The organism is Micromonospora zamorensis (genome assembly GCF_900090275.1).
In the GTDB taxonomy this organism is placed as follows: Bacteria; Actinomycetota; Actinomycetes; order Mycobacteriales; family Micromonosporaceae; genus Micromonospora; species Micromonospora zamorensis.
In genome coordinates, this window is the sequence record NZ_LT607755.1 from 3,516,255 (window position 1) to 3,530,732 (window position 14,478).

Annotated in this window: 16 protein-coding genes; 12 read left to right on the plus strand and 4 right to left on the minus strand. The window is 66.3% G+C overall.

Annotation, left to right across the window (positions count from 1 at the left end):
• Positions 1-24 precede the first annotated feature (24 nt).
• Together GA0070619_RS15430 and GA0070619_RS15435 are read left to right on the plus strand one after the other, a co-directional pair.
• Entirely contained in the window at positions 25-1,413 is a 1,389-nt protein-coding gene (locus GA0070619_RS15430) for a restriction system modified-DNA reader domain-containing protein (protein WP_088948717.1), read from the plus strand.
• The gene (locus GA0070619_RS15435) at positions 1,410-2,315 is read left to right on the plus strand and encodes a hypothetical protein (protein WP_088948718.1); all 906 of its coding nucleotides are present in this window, start codon (positions 1,410-1,412) and stop codon (positions 2,313-2,315) included. Before GA0070619_RS15430 ends, GA0070619_RS15435 begins: the two co-directional genes overlap by 4 nt.
• A gap of 397 nt (positions 2,316-2,712) precedes the next feature.
• Here GA0070619_RS15435 and GA0070619_RS15440 read toward each other — a convergent pair whose 3' ends face one another.
• Both GA0070619_RS15440 and GA0070619_RS15445 read right to left on the minus strand, forming a co-directional pair.
• Entirely contained in the window at positions 2,713-3,036 is a 324-nt protein-coding gene (locus tag GA0070619_RS15440) for a hypothetical protein (RefSeq protein WP_231927431.1), read from the minus strand.
• A 367-nt stretch (positions 3,037-3,403) separates the two neighbouring features.
• The gene (locus GA0070619_RS15445) at positions 3,404-3,802 is read right to left on the minus strand and encodes a hypothetical protein (protein WP_143743236.1); all 399 of its coding nucleotides are present in this window, start codon (positions 3,800-3,802) and stop codon (positions 3,404-3,406) included.
• Positions 3,803-3,918: 116 nt separating this feature from the next.
• On the opposite strand from GA0070619_RS15445, the gene GA0070619_RS15450 reads away from it, so the two are divergent.
• The 5 genes from GA0070619_RS15450 to GA0070619_RS34215 all read left to right on the plus strand — a co-directional run bounded on the left by GA0070619_RS15450 (position 3,919) and on the right by GA0070619_RS34215 (position 8,807).
• Positions 3,919-4,191, plus strand: coding sequence for a hypothetical protein (locus tag GA0070619_RS15450; RefSeq protein ID WP_088948721.1), 273 nt, complete (start codon positions 3,919-3,921; stop codon positions 4,189-4,191).
• Positions 4,184-4,795: a DUF6879 family protein gene (locus GA0070619_RS15455; RefSeq protein WP_088948722.1), complete on the plus strand. Its 612-nt coding sequence runs from the start codon at positions 4,184-4,186 to the stop codon at positions 4,793-4,795. Before GA0070619_RS15450 ends, GA0070619_RS15455 begins: the two co-directional genes overlap by 8 nt.
• A gap of 3 nt (positions 4,796-4,798) precedes the next feature.
• The gene (locus tag GA0070619_RS15460; RefSeq protein WP_088948723.1) at positions 4,799-7,198 is read left to right on the plus strand and encodes an ATP-binding protein; all 2,400 of its coding nucleotides are present in this window, start codon (positions 4,799-4,801) and stop codon (positions 7,196-7,198) included.
• A gap of 107 nt (positions 7,199-7,305) precedes the next feature.
• Positions 7,306-7,929 (plus strand): DUF6308 family protein, encoded by a 624-nt coding sequence (locus GA0070619_RS15465; RefSeq protein WP_088948724.1) that lies wholly within the window; start codon positions 7,306-7,308, stop codon positions 7,927-7,929.
• A gap of 11 nt (positions 7,930-7,940) precedes the next feature.
• On the plus strand, positions 7,941-8,807 hold the full coding sequence (locus tag GA0070619_RS34215; protein ID WP_231927432.1) for a hypothetical protein: 867 nt from the start codon (positions 7,941-7,943) through the stop codon (positions 8,805-8,807).
• A 49-nt stretch (positions 8,808-8,856) separates the two neighbouring features.
• Here the strand turns inward: GA0070619_RS34215 and GA0070619_RS15475 are convergent, their stop codons facing one another.
• Positions 8,857-9,636, minus strand: coding sequence for a transposase family protein (locus GA0070619_RS15475; protein WP_088947817.1), 780 nt, complete (start codon positions 9,634-9,636; stop codon positions 8,857-8,859).
• 77 nt (positions 9,637-9,713) lie between these two features.
• On the opposite strand from GA0070619_RS15475, the gene GA0070619_RS15480 reads away from it, so the two are divergent.
• From GA0070619_RS15480 to GA0070619_RS15500, 5 genes are all read left to right on the plus strand, one after another.
• Positions 9,714-10,313, plus strand: coding sequence for an AAA family ATPase (locus tag GA0070619_RS15480; protein WP_197699630.1), 600 nt, complete (start codon positions 9,714-9,716; stop codon positions 10,311-10,313).
• 193 nt (positions 10,314-10,506) lie between these two features.
• Entirely contained in the window at positions 10,507-11,010 is a 504-nt protein-coding gene (locus GA0070619_RS15485) for a hypothetical protein (protein WP_088948726.1), read from the plus strand.
• 162 nt (positions 11,011-11,172) lie between these two features.
• Positions 11,173-12,597 (plus strand): hypothetical protein, encoded by a 1,425-nt coding sequence (locus tag GA0070619_RS15490; protein ID WP_088948727.1) that lies wholly within the window; start codon positions 11,173-11,175, stop codon positions 12,595-12,597.
• Between the two features lie 482 nt (positions 12,598-13,079).
• Entirely contained in the window at positions 13,080-13,961 is an 882-nt protein-coding gene (locus GA0070619_RS15495) for a helix-turn-helix domain-containing protein (protein ID WP_088948728.1), read from the plus strand.
• Complete coding sequence (locus tag GA0070619_RS15500; protein ID WP_088948729.1) at positions 13,954-14,151, plus strand: DUF397 domain-containing protein; 198 nt, start codon at positions 13,954-13,956, stop codon at positions 14,149-14,151. Before GA0070619_RS15495 ends, GA0070619_RS15500 begins: the two co-directional genes overlap by 8 nt.
• An 8-nt stretch (positions 14,152-14,159) precedes the next feature.
• Here GA0070619_RS15500 and GA0070619_RS15505 read toward each other — a convergent pair whose 3' ends face one another.
• A complete protein-coding gene (locus tag GA0070619_RS15505) occupies positions 14,160-14,420 on the minus strand; it encodes a hypothetical protein (RefSeq protein WP_088948730.1) in 261 nt (86 codons plus the stop codon).
• Positions 14,421-14,478 lie beyond the last annotated feature (58 nt).

Consider the following 14,478-nt stretch of genomic DNA (forward strand, 5'->3'; position numbering starts at 1 on the left):
GATCACCGCCTAGGCTGCGCATCCATGCCCCCCAACCCGCCCCGGACGCGCCGCGAGGTCCTGCTCAACGGACGCCGGGTCCGCATCTCCGACCTCAAAAACGCTGGTCTGTTGGACGAGGGCGCGGTTCTGTACTACCGCCAGTACATAGGTTCGATGCCACATCAGGCGACAGTCACGGCGCGAGGGCGGCTGCGCTTGGCCGACGGGCGGGAGTTCGACACGCCCTCGGGAGCGGCCGCCGCCGTCGCCGACGTAACCGCCGTACCAGGTTGGGAGGTTTGGCGTGTCGGACCAAACGGCCCTCTCCTGGGGGAACTCCGCCTTCGGCTCATCAAGAGTGTCGCTGCTGAGGTGACGGACCGCCAGGAACCGCAGGCGGAAGCGGTGGGACGACGCATGACAGCCTTGGAGAACGCCAGGCAGGCCGCCGAAACAGGCACACCAACAGCGATGACCGTTCGTGAGCTCATCGGACTGTGGGGCGTCGAGGACCGGGACAGCGAGGCAGCCCCCCAGATCACGACGGACCTGGCGAACTTCGGCTTGACCACGGTGCCGGACTTCAACGCTGTCGACCTTGACCAGACAGTGCGAGTCCTCCGGTTCGGCATGGCGCAGCCGCCACCCGCAGACGGCACGAGCGATGGGCCTGAGGAGACGACGAGCGAGGTGGATGAGGAGCCGGGTAGCGCTATCGGTCTGACGCTTGGAAATCTCCTGCCAAGCCGAACCCGCCTGATATCGGTAACGCCGACCTCTACCTTCGACGAGGCCATCACCGCCATGGAGTTGGACGACTTCTCCCAACTGCCGGTCCTGGCAAACCCTCACAAGATCCATGGCGTCGTATCATGGAAAACCATCACCAAGGCCAGGGCGCAAAACCCTGAGGCCACGTTCAGCGACGCGATCGATCCCGATGTCCAGGTGTTCGACTACGACCGCCGCCTGATCGACGTACTCCACGTACTGCTGGAATACGAGTTCATCTTCGTGAAGGACCATGAGCGGAAAATCGCTGGCATCATCACCGCCGCCGATGTCGTTCAGACCTACCACCAGACCGCGACACCGTTCATCCTTATCGGCGAGATCGACCGGGAGCTGCATCAGCTGATCCTCAGCACCTTCGATGAGACCACTATCCGGGAAGCATGCATCCGTGCAGGGCTGACCTTCCGCTCTGTCGACAAGATGACGATGTCCCACTACCAGGCGGTGCTTGGCGATGAGAGCTGCTGGAACGGCCTCGGCTGGAGGTTGGAGCGTAGGCGCCTCGTGAATCGCCTCAGTGAGATCCGCGAGATACGTAACCGGGTCATGCACTTCAGCAAGGACGCCGTCAGGGACGGAGACGTCAACATGATCCAGAACTTCCTGAGGACGATCCGCAGGCACAACGGGTCATGACACACGATTTTCAGCTCAACGGACGGCAGTACCAAATCGACGCCGATACGGTCCGAGCGCGGCTGCGTGGCCGAGTCCAGGAAGACGTCCGAAATCACTGGGTCGACGTCGACGGGGTCCGGTGGCCCGTCAAGCACGCCTTCGAGGCAGCGACTGCACTTCCCCGCAACGAGTTCACCTCGCACATTGCACTACGCCACCTACGCGCGTTGGGTTTCGCGACCAGCCCGCTGCACTTCGAATGCCACCCCGGAGAGCAGCGGCCGCCTTCTCCTACCCGCGCCCCGAGTGAGCCGCCGGCAGGGCCCATCGTTGCCGGTGACGAGCACCTGCTGGCGGATGCCTTCTCAACTTTACTGACGTTCATTAGCGCCGGTGACCTCACCTCGCGGATCTCCGCACTGGAAGCCGACCTGAACGGCGTCGATCGGGATGCTGCCGCCGCCGTGGCGGCAGCATCAGAGCTGGGATTCGACGTACTGCACGCTGCCTTGCAGGTTCGGAAGCACGCCGGCCGGCTCAGTGACGTCATCCACGCGGCCGTGATCACTCAAGTCCTCCCGCTGATCCTTGACGACGGCGAGCGGGTGCTCCGTAGACCGTCGCTGGCTGCTGGCAACGACCCGGGCCGATTGTTCGACTTGGAGACGGACCGTCGCGTCGCCGAGTTCAAGATGGCGGTGTGGAAAGGCCGGGACACCATGCGTAAGCGCGGCGTCTTCGCCGATCTTGTGCATCTCGCCCTTGCTGGGCCACCGCGCAAGGCCCAACTCTTCGTATCCGGTCCCTTGCCCATCAGGTACCTCCAAACAAGCAATGGGTCTGCCGCCTGGGCGCTCGGACGCTCCGCGCCCAACCTGCGTCGGCGCGCTTCGACGAGAAGTTCGGCTCGGCAGAGATGACGGTCCGCGACTTCACCGCCGGGCCAGCCAAGCACGTCGAACTGATCGACCTGACAGAGCTGCTGCCCACAATCGCCCCGGCAATCACGTGACGGACCTGCGACCGCACAGCGCCCAACACCGCTGCGCCGGGAGGATCTAGACCAGCTCCTGGGGTACGTGCTGCTGGACTACTCCGATGCTCCCGCCCTGCACTCGGTCGCCATCTACGCGGTTCGTTACGGGCACCACACGGCCTGACCGCTGGTCGACCTGTGCGCTGAACTCGCCGGATGCCCTGTCAATCTCGGTCCGCTACGGCCGGAGTTCATCCAGGTAATGCGGGTCGAGTTACCGGATTACCGCAGGGCGTCGATCATCAACACGATTCGGCGGCGGGTCGCCGCCAGATAGCTGGTCACCAGTCGCGGGCCCAGTCTGGCGGCGGCACGACCGCGAGTTGCGGTTCACCGCTGATCGGTTCGAGAGCATGCACGACCCGCAGGTCCCCGTCGGCCGCAGCGTCCTCGTCGGTGATGACCCTCCCACTGCTGCCATCAATGCTGACCAGAAGCCACCGGTCGGGGTGGATGCTGCCATCGTCGACCAGCGCCCGCACTCCGAAGGTTCGGGCCAAGGTGGCGGCCAGCTCCCGCTCCCCCTGCCCGGTGGCGTCGGCGAGTTCGGCGTCACCGGTCAGAATCCAGCCGAAACCCTCGCCCTCGTCTGGAGGATTGAGCATCGCGACCGGCCGAGGGCCATCGACTGCTCGGTCCTCGGTCCTCCCCACGTAGACCGCGTCCGGCGGGATGCCGAAGTCCTCGCTCAGGCATCGGCGCAAGGCGTCTGAGGGCAACTCGCTCTCGAAGCGGATCTGATAGCGCAACGACTACCTCCGGTCTCCGCCGAACTCTCAGTGCAGTCAACCATTCGTCATCCGAGTAGGACGAACGGCCCCTTCCGACGCAACTCCGCCGTCAATAACATCGACCGGTCCGCAGCCGGCCGGCGCCGGTTATTCGTCCGGTTGTACGTGCTCCTCAGCCGGAAACCTGTTTCGCGTGCGGCGTGGTGCCGTCGCTGCTGGGGACGTGCCGCTGCTCCTGAGGTCAGCGGCGAGCCGGGCCATCGCCGAGATGGATGCCGCCATGGACGTCTCGCGCCTGCACTACCGACCCGTGAACGTCACCGGAGACCGAGTTCGCGACGCCGCCGGCGCCTTCGGCAAGGGTGACCTCGACCTGCGACCACCGCGCACGCAGCTCAGCACCGAAGGCCCTGTCGCGGCGCGATTCACTGTCGAGCAGCTCGGCGAGGCGACCCACGGCCTCCGGTGACGGCTGCTGCAGAGCGCCCTCAATGACGGCATGTGAGGACGGATCGTGCTGAAACCGGGTGCGTAGAAATCCGATCAGGGAGGACACCGCCGCCCGCCCACTCTGGGCCAGCTCGGTGGTCGCCCACGCGATGAGCGTCGTCGCCGCGGTGACCATGATCGGGTCTGTCATGCGTCCGCCTTCCGCCATCGCGCCCGGCTCGTGGAGACGCAACACGGGCGACAGTCATCAAGAAGATTCGATGTTACCCTCGGTGCTCGCATGAACACCTGATCTCGGAGGTCGCCGTGAGCGGACAGCGTTGGGAAGCGGACCCTACCGCCGAGCTCACGCGCCGATGGGGCAAGTCCTCCCACGAGCTGGGCAACACCTCCGGCGACGGCAGCTGCCCCGACGTCTGGGAGTTGAGCAACGGCGACATCGCGGTGATCGGGCAGGACCTCACTGAGACGTATCAGGAACGACTCCCAGCCGGTGTCTCCGTGGATCCGGGCGAGCGGCTTATCATCATTCCCCGATCGACAATGATCGCGGCGAAGGTGGATATACCTGATGCATGACCTGTTCCGCGGGGATCCTGGCGAGCAACTTCGCCTGGCGGACTACTGGGCGGACTTTGAGGATCGGTTCTGGCAGACCGGCGATCCGGGCTTCTGGAAGCTGGAACGCCAGCAGACCTTCAAGGAGCCCGGCGACGAGGGTTGGCAGGCGTTTGCCGACGGGCGGTGGGAGGATTCGCTGCGAATCCTCGACGCGCGCCGCCCCGAATTTCAGAGCTACTACCGGCGGATCGCCGACAGCGGGTTCGCCACCCGACGGGTACGGGTCGTCGAAGAGCCCCTTACGCCTTACCTTCAATGGGAGCTGCACGTGCTGCGACTGCGGCACGAGTACGGCGGTCTGACCCATGTGGTCGGCGCGGACGCGGTGGCGGCAGCCGAGTCGGGTGGACCGGTTCCGGAGATCTACACCCTCGGCGCCGAGGTGATGTATGAGGCCATCTACGACGCCGACGGTGTGCTGGCGTCCGCCCGCCGCTGGCGTGACCCCGACTTGGTGGCAAGCTGCCAATCCTTCATCGAGTCGCTCTACCAGGGCGGTGAGCCGCTCGACGAGTTCTTCACCCGGGTGGTGGCGCCGTTGGGACTTCCCCGCGCGGGGTGAGAGATGGAAGGCGCCGGGTCGGACGGAGCCGGGCAGCGGCCCGCTCAGGTGAACCGGTCCGCGCTGTCCGGACCGGCGGATCTGGTCCAGGCCCGCGACGTCTACGGCGGTGTGCACTTCCACGGCGGGGCCGCTTCCCAGGAGCGACCGCAACAACTCCCCGGTGACGTCCGCGGTTTCGTCAACAGGGTGGAGGAGCTACAAACGCTCAACCGGCTGCTGACCGACGGGGAAGAGAGCGTCAATGTCAGCCTGTCGGTGATCACCGGGACGGCCGGCGTCGGTAAGACCTCAGTCGCCCTGCGCTGGGCGCACAGCATTCGGAGCAGGTTTCCCGACGGGCAGCTCTACGCCAACCTGCGTGGTTACGATCCGGGCCAACCGGCGCAGCCGGATCAGATCCTCGACCGCTTCCTGCGGGCCCTTGGCGTTCCACCTTCGGCGGTGCCGGCAGATCTGGATGAACGGGCCGCGCTGTACCGCTCTCGACTGGCCGGCCGGCGCGTACTGGTGGTGTTGGACAACGCCGCAACCGCGCGTCAGGTGCGCCCACTGCTGCCTGGCACGGATCACTGCCTGGTCGTTGTCACGAGTCGGAACATGCTCTCCGGGCTGGCCACCCGCGACGGCGGTCGACGGCTGACGCTGCGCATGTTGACCGAGGACGACGCCGTCACCCTGCTGCGCGGCATCACCTCGCCCTACCGCAGCGGCGACGACCCCGCCGAGCTGGGCGAGCTGGCTCGACTCTGCGCTCGGCTGCCCCTCGCACTGCGCATCGCCGCCGAACGGGCGGCGAGCCGGCCATTCATGCCCCTCGGCGAGCTGATTGAGGATTTACGAGACGAGTCGGCCCTGTGGGACGCACTCACCGCCGAGGAAGACGAGGAGTCCGACGCGGTACGTGCGGTGTTTGCCTGGTCCTACCGCGCCCTGAACCCGACGGCCGCCCGACTGTTTCGACTTCTCGGGCTGCACCCTGGCCCCGACCTCAGTGCCCCGGCCGCCGCGGCGCTGACCGGCATGGCGGTGTCCCGGGTACGGCAGCCGCTCGACGCTCTGGTCAGCGCTCACCTGTTGGAGCAGAGCGCTCCGGGGCGCTACCAACTCCATGACCTGCTGCGCGCCTACGCGGTCGACCAGGTCCGGCACCTGGAGAGCGCAGAGGATCGGCAGGCGGCACTGCGCCGTGGGCTGGACTGGTATCTGCACACCGCCGACGCCGCGCTGGCCCGTACTCTGCCCTTCTACCGGACCGTACCGTTGGATCCGCCGACCGACGTCACGCCGCTCGCCTTCGCGACCAACGCCGAGGCGGACGCCTGGTTCGACGCCGAACGGGACAACCTGGTCTCCGCCACACGAGTTGCGGCCGATGCCGGCCTACCGCGGACCGCCTGGCATCTGGCGGTGCTGCTCCGCAGCGTCTCCATGCATCAGAACGCCTTCGAGAGTTGGTTCGCCACGGCCCGGATCGGCCTGGCAGCGGCCCGCACGCTCGGCGACCGGCGCGGCGAGGCGGAGGCACTGGAAAGCCTCGGCAAGGCCCACTTCCAAGCCCGCCAGCTCACCGAGGCCGCCGAACACCATCAGGCCGCACTGGTCATCCGGCGGGAGATCGGCGACGAGTACGGCACAGCAGTGTCGATCAACGCGCTCGGGTTGCTGGGTCTGCGTAGTCGTCGTCTCACCGACTCACTGACCCGCTTCGGCGAGAGTCTGGCGATCTTCGAGCGGCTCGGCAACCGGCGGTGGCAGGCCCTGCTGCTGAGCAACCTCGCCGAGACTCGCTACGAGCTGGGTGAGCTGACCGAGGCGGCGGTCCTGCTGGATCGAGCACTCGTGGTGCAGCGGGAGATCGACGACCGGGGGCAGGAGGGAAATTCGCTCTTCTTCCTGAGCATGGCCCTGCGGGAACTCGGCCGCACCGACGAGGCGCGCGCCGCGATCGAGTCGGCCATCGCCATCGCCGAGGGCGCGAGCCAGCTGTGGCTGGGGCACTGGCTGGTGGAGTACGCGCGGGTGCTGCGCGCTTCCGGGCGGCCCGCCGAGGCGCTGGAGGCCGTGCACCGGGCGGCCACAATTCAGCGCGAGCTCGGGGACCGCAGCCGCGAGGCGATGGCCCTCGATGGCGCCGGTGAGGCGTACCGGGAAGTGGGGCAGGCGGACGAGGCGATCGCCTTCCACCTCCGCGCGGCGGCGGTCCACCGGCAGCTCGGGGACGATTGGCAACTCGCCCTGACGCTGGACCACCTGGCCGCTGCGCTGACGGCGGCGGGCCGCCCAGAGGAAGCCGGACAGCACTGGAGGGAGGCTCACTCCCTGCTGGCCGGGTTCGACGACGGACGTGCTGCCGCGCTTCAGGAAGGCATCGCGGCGGCGCTATCGAACAGCGCGGAGTGAGAGCCCTGCACTGCGGGCCCATCGGCCTACATGGCCCCCGATGAGGTGCAGGGCGCTGCCCCGTTAGGTCCATAGACACTCCTGGTCCACGCTGGCAGGGTCCGATCATGACGTTCCGGCTACCTGATGCGCTTCAGAGATCCGATGACGCTGCCGCCATCGCCTTGTTGAAGCGTTACTACGGTGCGCCGTATCTCGGACACGGTTGTGCGGACGGCGCGTACTTCGACACCTGGTCGACCGATAGCGACCCCATGCGCTTCACGGCCGAGGACCTGATCGCGATCAAGTTCCTCTCCATCGACGCACCGAAGACGGCGGTACGTGCACTGCTTCGTGATCGATCGGACGAGTTCTCCGAGTTGCTCGAAACCCTCGGCCCGGACCGTGACCTGGCCAACGAAGGCGCACTCCTCGACCACACCTGGGCTGGTTGGCGGATCATGGATGAGCTGCGCTCCATCCCGGGTGTCGGTACGATTACCGCGTCGAAGCTACTGGCGCGGAAGCGGCCACGCCTGCGACCCATCTGGGACTCGGTGGTCGCTGCCGTGACCGACACGGTCCCGGCCCAGTGGGAGCCACTGCGCGCGGCACTGCGCGCCAATGATCTCGCGCTGCACCACCGGCTGATGCGTCTACGCGACGTGCTGCAGCTTCCGGAGGAGATCGGCGCGTTGCGCATCCTCGACGTGATCGCGTGGCGCGAAGGCAAGGATCGCGGCCTGTAGGACGGAGAACCATGCCGGTCACTCACTGGATCTATCCGACGAACGAGAAAAGCAACTACTACCTCGACACCGCGAACGGGGACACCGAGGTATCGCCGCAGCAGCTGTTCAGCGATATCCGGCAAAGCCGCAGCGAGGTTGATCGGTGGGTGTTGGGAACGGGCTTCCGTCAGATGCGTCCTGGTGACGCCATCTGGGTCTACGCGTCGACCCCTTACCAGTACATCTGCGCGCTTACTCAAGCCATCGACATCGATTTCGATGGCGACTTCTGGCATGCATCGCTGGTCTGGAACCTTGACGCCACGCAGCGCCTGATGCACGACCCGATCCGACGGTCGACGTTCGGCCAGATCGCGCAGAGGGCAGCTGTCCGAGCCAACCAGCACACCGCAGAGGTGCTTGACGAATGGCTGACGACCCAGCAGCTGACGCTTCTTGACCTGGGCTCCGAGCCAAGCCCTCGTGAAGACACCCGGCTCCGTACCCTGCGGACCATCGTTCAACGTCAAGGGCAGCACGCTTTCCGGCAAGGCCTGCTCGGTGCCTACGGCGGGCGTGCGCCGTCACCGGCGAACGAGCCGTGGAGGTCCTCGAAGCGGCGCACATCGACGGGTACCGGGGAACGCGCAGCAATCTGCTCACCAACGGGTTACTTCTTCGCGCGGACCTGCACACGCTGTTCGATCTGCATCTCATCGGAGTCAACCAGGAAGGCAGCCTCGTCGTCTCCGAACGCCTCGCCGGCTCGTCCTACGCAAAGCTCCACGGCAAGCGCCTCAGCCGTCCTTCTCGGGCTCAAGACCACCCCTCAAAGCGCCGCCTCGCCGCCCACCTCAACCTGCTGGCATAGGTTGCCGGTAGTTTTTTGGTACTAAGGGACGTCTCGTAACTGGGTGAAGGCGTTGCTCGGCGCCGGGCCGGTGGTCAGCCGGTCAGGATGATGTTGTGGAGGTTGGCGATGCCGGAAGCGGCGTCGGCCAATGTGTGGGCGGCGCGACGGTAGTCGCGCAGGATCTTGAAGCATTTCATCCTGGCCAGGGCGTGTTCGACCCCTGCCCGGACAGTGCGGTGTTCGACGTTGAGGGCTTCCTTCCAGGCGGGCAGATCGGCACCGTCGGCGGGCTTACGGTAGGGCATGATCACCTCGGGGTTGCCGCGGTAGCCGCCGTCGGCCATCACCGGCCGCCCGTTCAACTTTTGGTCGATGCCCGAGCTGCGGTAAACAATGGTGTCGTTGCGGTTGCCGGGCTGTGGGTCGCCGACGGCGATGATCAGGCGGGTGCTGGCGTCGATGGCGACCTGCAGGTTCGTCGAGTACCGGTAGTTCTTGCTCCGGGTGGCCAGGCGGTGATCACGGGTGGGAATCAGCGTGCCGTCGACGATCGCGATCTGCTCGACCGGCCGCTTACGTACCGGTGTCAGGGCCAGCAGCGGCGCGAGGGTGTCGATGACGCGGTGGGCCGCGGAGTGTGACACCCCGAACAGCGGGCCGATCTGGCGCATCGTCAGGTTCGTGCGCCAGTAGACGGCGACCAACAGCACCCGGTCGGGAAGATCGAGGGCCCACTGTCGGCCCGGCCGGCCGTCAGCGATGCCGTCCCCGCCACGCTCGGCGACGAGACGGACCAGCCTGCGGAACTGGGCGGGGGTCAGCCCCGTGAACGGGAAGATCCACTCCTGGCGGGCTGCGGAGATCACCTGCACCCACGCATCCTCGATGACCGTCTTCAGCGGACAGACGCTGGGGGCACGAGGAGCAGACGCCTATCAGAGAGGACGACGTGAGCAGCCAGTACATCGTCATCACCGGGGGACCCGGTGCCGGCAAGACCACGCTGATCGACAGCTTGCGGCGTTCCGGTCACGCCTGCATCGACGAAGCGGGACGACAGATCATCCAGGACCAGCTGTCGATCGGCGGCCAGGCGCTGCACACCGGCGACTCACGACTGTTCGCCGAGATCATGCTCAGCTGGGAGATCCGCTCCTACCGCCAAGCCAGCCAGCATCCCGGGCCCGTCTTCTTCGACCGGGGGATCCCGGACATGGTCGGCTACTACCTCCTACTCGGCCAGCCCGTTCCCGCCCACGTGACAGCCGCAGCGCAGCTGTTCCGCTACCACCAGCGTGTGTTCATCGCCCCGCCCTGGCCGCAGATCTACAGCACTGACAGCGAACGACACCAAGACTTCGCCGAAGCCGTCCGTACCCACGACGCCATGGTTACTGCCTACACCCACCACGGCTACGAGCTCAGTACCCTGCCGCGCAGCGATGTCGCCTCCCGCGTCGAGTTCGTCCGGCAATACGCAGCAGCCATCGATCACGGACCTCCCGGATCACCTCGTCCAAGCTGCCCCGAGTTACGAGACGTCCCTTAGATCGAACACCAATTGCGCTTGCAGGAATTGCACCTCGATGACCGGGATCAGTAAATTCTGTCTCAATCGCCGACAGTTGTCCGAAAAGCGACCGGGGCAATTTGGGCCGGATAGCCGACAGGGCGCTTCTTCGACCACCAAGCTAACCTGCTCTCGTCGGTTCAATAAGGCAGCCAGCCCGGAGGAGCATGTCATGTTCATCGTGGCGACGCAGGATCCAAATACACGCGGTCAATCTGAAGGACCCGAATCGGGTGCCGATGCGTGGGGTGCGCTCCTGCCCATCGACGCCGGGCTCACGCAGGCCGAGGCGGATCGGCAGTTGGCCACCTACCTGGCCGGGGTGCAGGCGGGCGAGCCGCTGTGCATCCGCGCGCACGGCAACGACGAGGAGATCGGTGACGCCGAGGCCGGCGCCAAGGACTGGGGCTGGACCTACAAGAAGCTGGCCCGGATGCTGGCCACCCATCTGACCGCCACCCCGAGCGTCGTCCTGATCCGGTCGTGCGCCGAGGAGGTGACCAACTTTCCTACTCAAATGGCGGTCCGCCTGGAGTCGAACTGGCCGGGCGCGAACCACCTCGACGGGGTCGTCATCTACGGCTACAACACATCGGTGAACATCAGCACGCCCGTCCCGTCGCCGCAGCAGCTGACCAAGAACGTCCAGGTCCAGCCGGTCATCGTTTCGTTGTGACCCGCTGCTGCGCCTAGCAATTCATCCCGTACGCCGACTCCTCTCGGTTTTCGGGCTGCCCACGTAGCGAGCTGACGCACTCGCACGGCATTGACACTCTGAGATTCTTCGATCACTCTGGGTGCCTGTCTCGTGCAGTGCGTCAGCACCGGGGGTGGGCGTGTGGAGATTGATTCCCTCGTACGGTCTCTGAGCTATCAGTCGTTACTGGCGCTCAACTCCTCCGATCAGCTCGTCGACGACGTGCTCCGGTACGCCGAGACACACGCCAAGACGCGCGAGGCGTACTGGCACCACAAGACGTTGACCCCGGTGGACGTCGGCAAGGGCGGGATACGGACCAGCCCGGCACAGGTATTGCACGAGCTGGGGGTCGCCACCACCCTGTTGACCGCGTCCCCGCTCTCGCAGGTGGCTCGGCACTGGGCCGCCGTCCGCTACTGCGCCACGCTGACAAGAAGCGGTGGGCTTCTTGCGCTGACGCCGGACGCCAACGAGGTCGTCTACCACCACAAGGTGACCCAGTCCGAGCAGTTGGGCATCGGCCTGGCCCTCGTCGTCGCCAAGAATCTGCTGCGCCGGCAGTATCGGGGCTGGACATTCCACGCGGTCGACGCAGAGGTGGCGTTGAAAGCCGGCTTCGTGGACGGGGTCGGTGCGGTGGAGTCAGTCTCGCGCACCAAGAAGCGACCGGACTACATCCTGCTCGGTCACCACGCCACGAAGACCCGCAGGCGGATGAAGATCGTGATCCTGGAGTGCAAGGGCACCCACCAGCCGCCGAGCTTCATTCACGGGCAGCTCGCCCGAGCCGCCGTGCAGGTGGAGGCGCTGTCGGTGGGCGGAAGCCACCCACCGTCGCTGATGGTCGCCTCGCACCTCACCCAAACGGGGATCACCGCTTACGTGCTCGATCCGCCCGGAGATGACGAGTTGTGGTCAGGCGACGACGAAGAGCTGGACAACCTGTTGAGCACCAGCCCCGAGGACCAGTTCTGGCGACCGCGCACGGCCACCCCTGACGAGGTCGAAGCGAGACAGGCACCGACCGGACCACCGTCACCGGCCGACGAGACCGTCACCGAACCGGACCTCGCCGACGAGTTGCCGCCGGGTGCACCCCAGGTCTTCGACATACCCGAGCAGGAGCGTGGCTGGTTCACTCAGATCCTGACCCGTGCCGTGGCGGCCACCGCCCTGCTCTTCGCCGGCAACAGCGCAGCCGCAAGCGGGTATGCCACACCCCGCCAGCGCGGAACGGAGGATCCGGTATTCCAGCCGGGGCTGTTCAACCTGGACCCGGCATGGGCGACGAGCAGCGCCGCGACGTTTGCGCTACCCAACGGGCTCTCTGCGGAGGGCACCCGGCACCGCGCGCCCCTGGGCCGGGGCAGGGTCCTGGAGGTCTTCCGAGGCGTGGAGAGCCGCTTATACCGCGAGCTGGCCGACGGCCGGGTCGGCGCCTACCTGAGGGATGCGCCGACTTTCTTCGGCAGGCGAGCGGCGCTGCCGGCCGACGGCAGCGTGTACTCGTTCGGCCGGGATGGCACGGTCCTGGTCGTCCGGGTCCTCGACGGCGGCGGATGAGGCGGTCATCCGGCGCACCGGACACCCTGCCACAAGCATCAGAGGGTACGAGTGGCAGCTTGGGCCGCCCAACTGGGACGCGCCGCTGCCCGCCCGTTCCTGGCTCTGACCGCAACGTCTGCCTCGACGTCGCCAGCCCGAACTGATGGTGGCGCTCTCCATCGGCTTCCGGCCGAGCAGAGACGTGCCCTGGATCAGGGTCGGGCTGGTCGTTCTCGGCATCCTGCTCACCTGCAGCCTGGCCCGGATTCGCTACGAACTCTAAACCTCGCCCAACACCATTCCAGCCCCGACAGTACGCCGATTCAACGTGCGTCGGAATTGCGCGTCCATGGCTGCCGTCGGGGGTGTCTTGTATGGTCAGAGGCGTGATCGCTTTGCGTGTCAGCATCCAATGGAATTGACTCTCAGGGGCAACAACCGCGCGTTTCACCGCTGGCGTCCGGATGTAACAAAATGCAACGTGGAGAGGGCGGGAGCCGATGGCCGACGACATGGGATCGACAGTGCCGCGACGGCAGCTCGGGCGGGCGCTGCGCGAGCTGCGCACCGAGGCGCGGATGACGCTGGACGGCGCGGCCGAGGCGATGCAGTGCAGCCGACAGAAGATGTGGCGCATCGAGACCGGTCTCGGCCCCGTCCGCGCGCTCGACGTCAAGGCCATGTGCGAGCTGTACGGGGCCACGCCCGACCTGGCCGGCGCCCTCACCGCCTTGGCCGCTGAGACCAAGGCCAAGGGCTGGTGGCACTCGTATGGCGACGCTGTCCCCGACTGGTTCGAGCTGTACGTCGGCCTGGAATCCGCCGCCTCCCGGCTCCGGGAGCATGACGACACCCTGATCCCTGGCCTGCTTCAAACTCCGGGATACACGCGCGGTGTCTACCAGAACCGTCCCAACATGCCGGCTGACGAGTTGGAAGAAGTTCTGGAGGTCCGCCGCCGCCGACAGGAGGTCCTCGTCCGCCGGCTTCCGAAGGCACCCCAGCTGGAATGGGTCCTCTCGGAGGCCGTCTTGCTTCGACGCGTTGGCGGCCCAGCAGCCATGGCCGAACAGCTGGACCGCCTTCTTGACCGAACCGAGCTACCCAACGTGTCGATCCGCGTGCTGCCACTGTCGGCTGGCGCACACTACGGCGCACTGGCGGGGGCCTTCGTCATGCTCGACTTCCCACTCGTCAACCGGGTCGTCCCTGATCAGTCTGTTGTCTACTGTGAATCGGTAACCGGTGCCCTCTACCTTGACAGGCCGGACGAGTTCGCGGTCTACGAGAAGGTCTGGGCGAGCCTCCTCGACCTCGCACTTGATGAGGAACAATCAAGAAGAATGATCGGCAAGATCAAGGAAGAGGTCCACCATGGCTGACGACCTGCTCGGTGCCCAGTGGCGGAAGAGCACCCGCAGCGGCGACAACAACGGCAACTGCCTGGAGGTCGCCGATAACCTGCCCGGCCTCGTTCTAGTACGCGACAGCAAGGACCCGGCCGGAGAGGCTCTTGCATTCTCACCCGCCGCCTGGATTAGCTTCGTCCGGTTCGCCCAGTCCAAGCATTGAGCCGCACCTCAGACGGGAGCGCTGCTCGGCGGCGTGCCGGAGGCGCCCCCGTCGCGCAACCCGTCGGGTAACCGCATCTCCAGCGACGGGCTGTGCCGCATGGCCGAACAGCGACCCGCTACCACGTGCGCCAGGTAAATCGCCGCGTGCCGGCTGTCCGGGTTGCGCGGGCGAACACCACCCGCGCTCGCCCACGAACTCGTCGTGCCGCTCGCGAACTCCGCCACGCGGATCGTCTCCAGGTACGACATTAAAGTCCCGGCGTCCATCGGTCACATCCACAGACACAGAAGTCGGTCGACCTTGCTGTCATCCTTCCGATGTCCG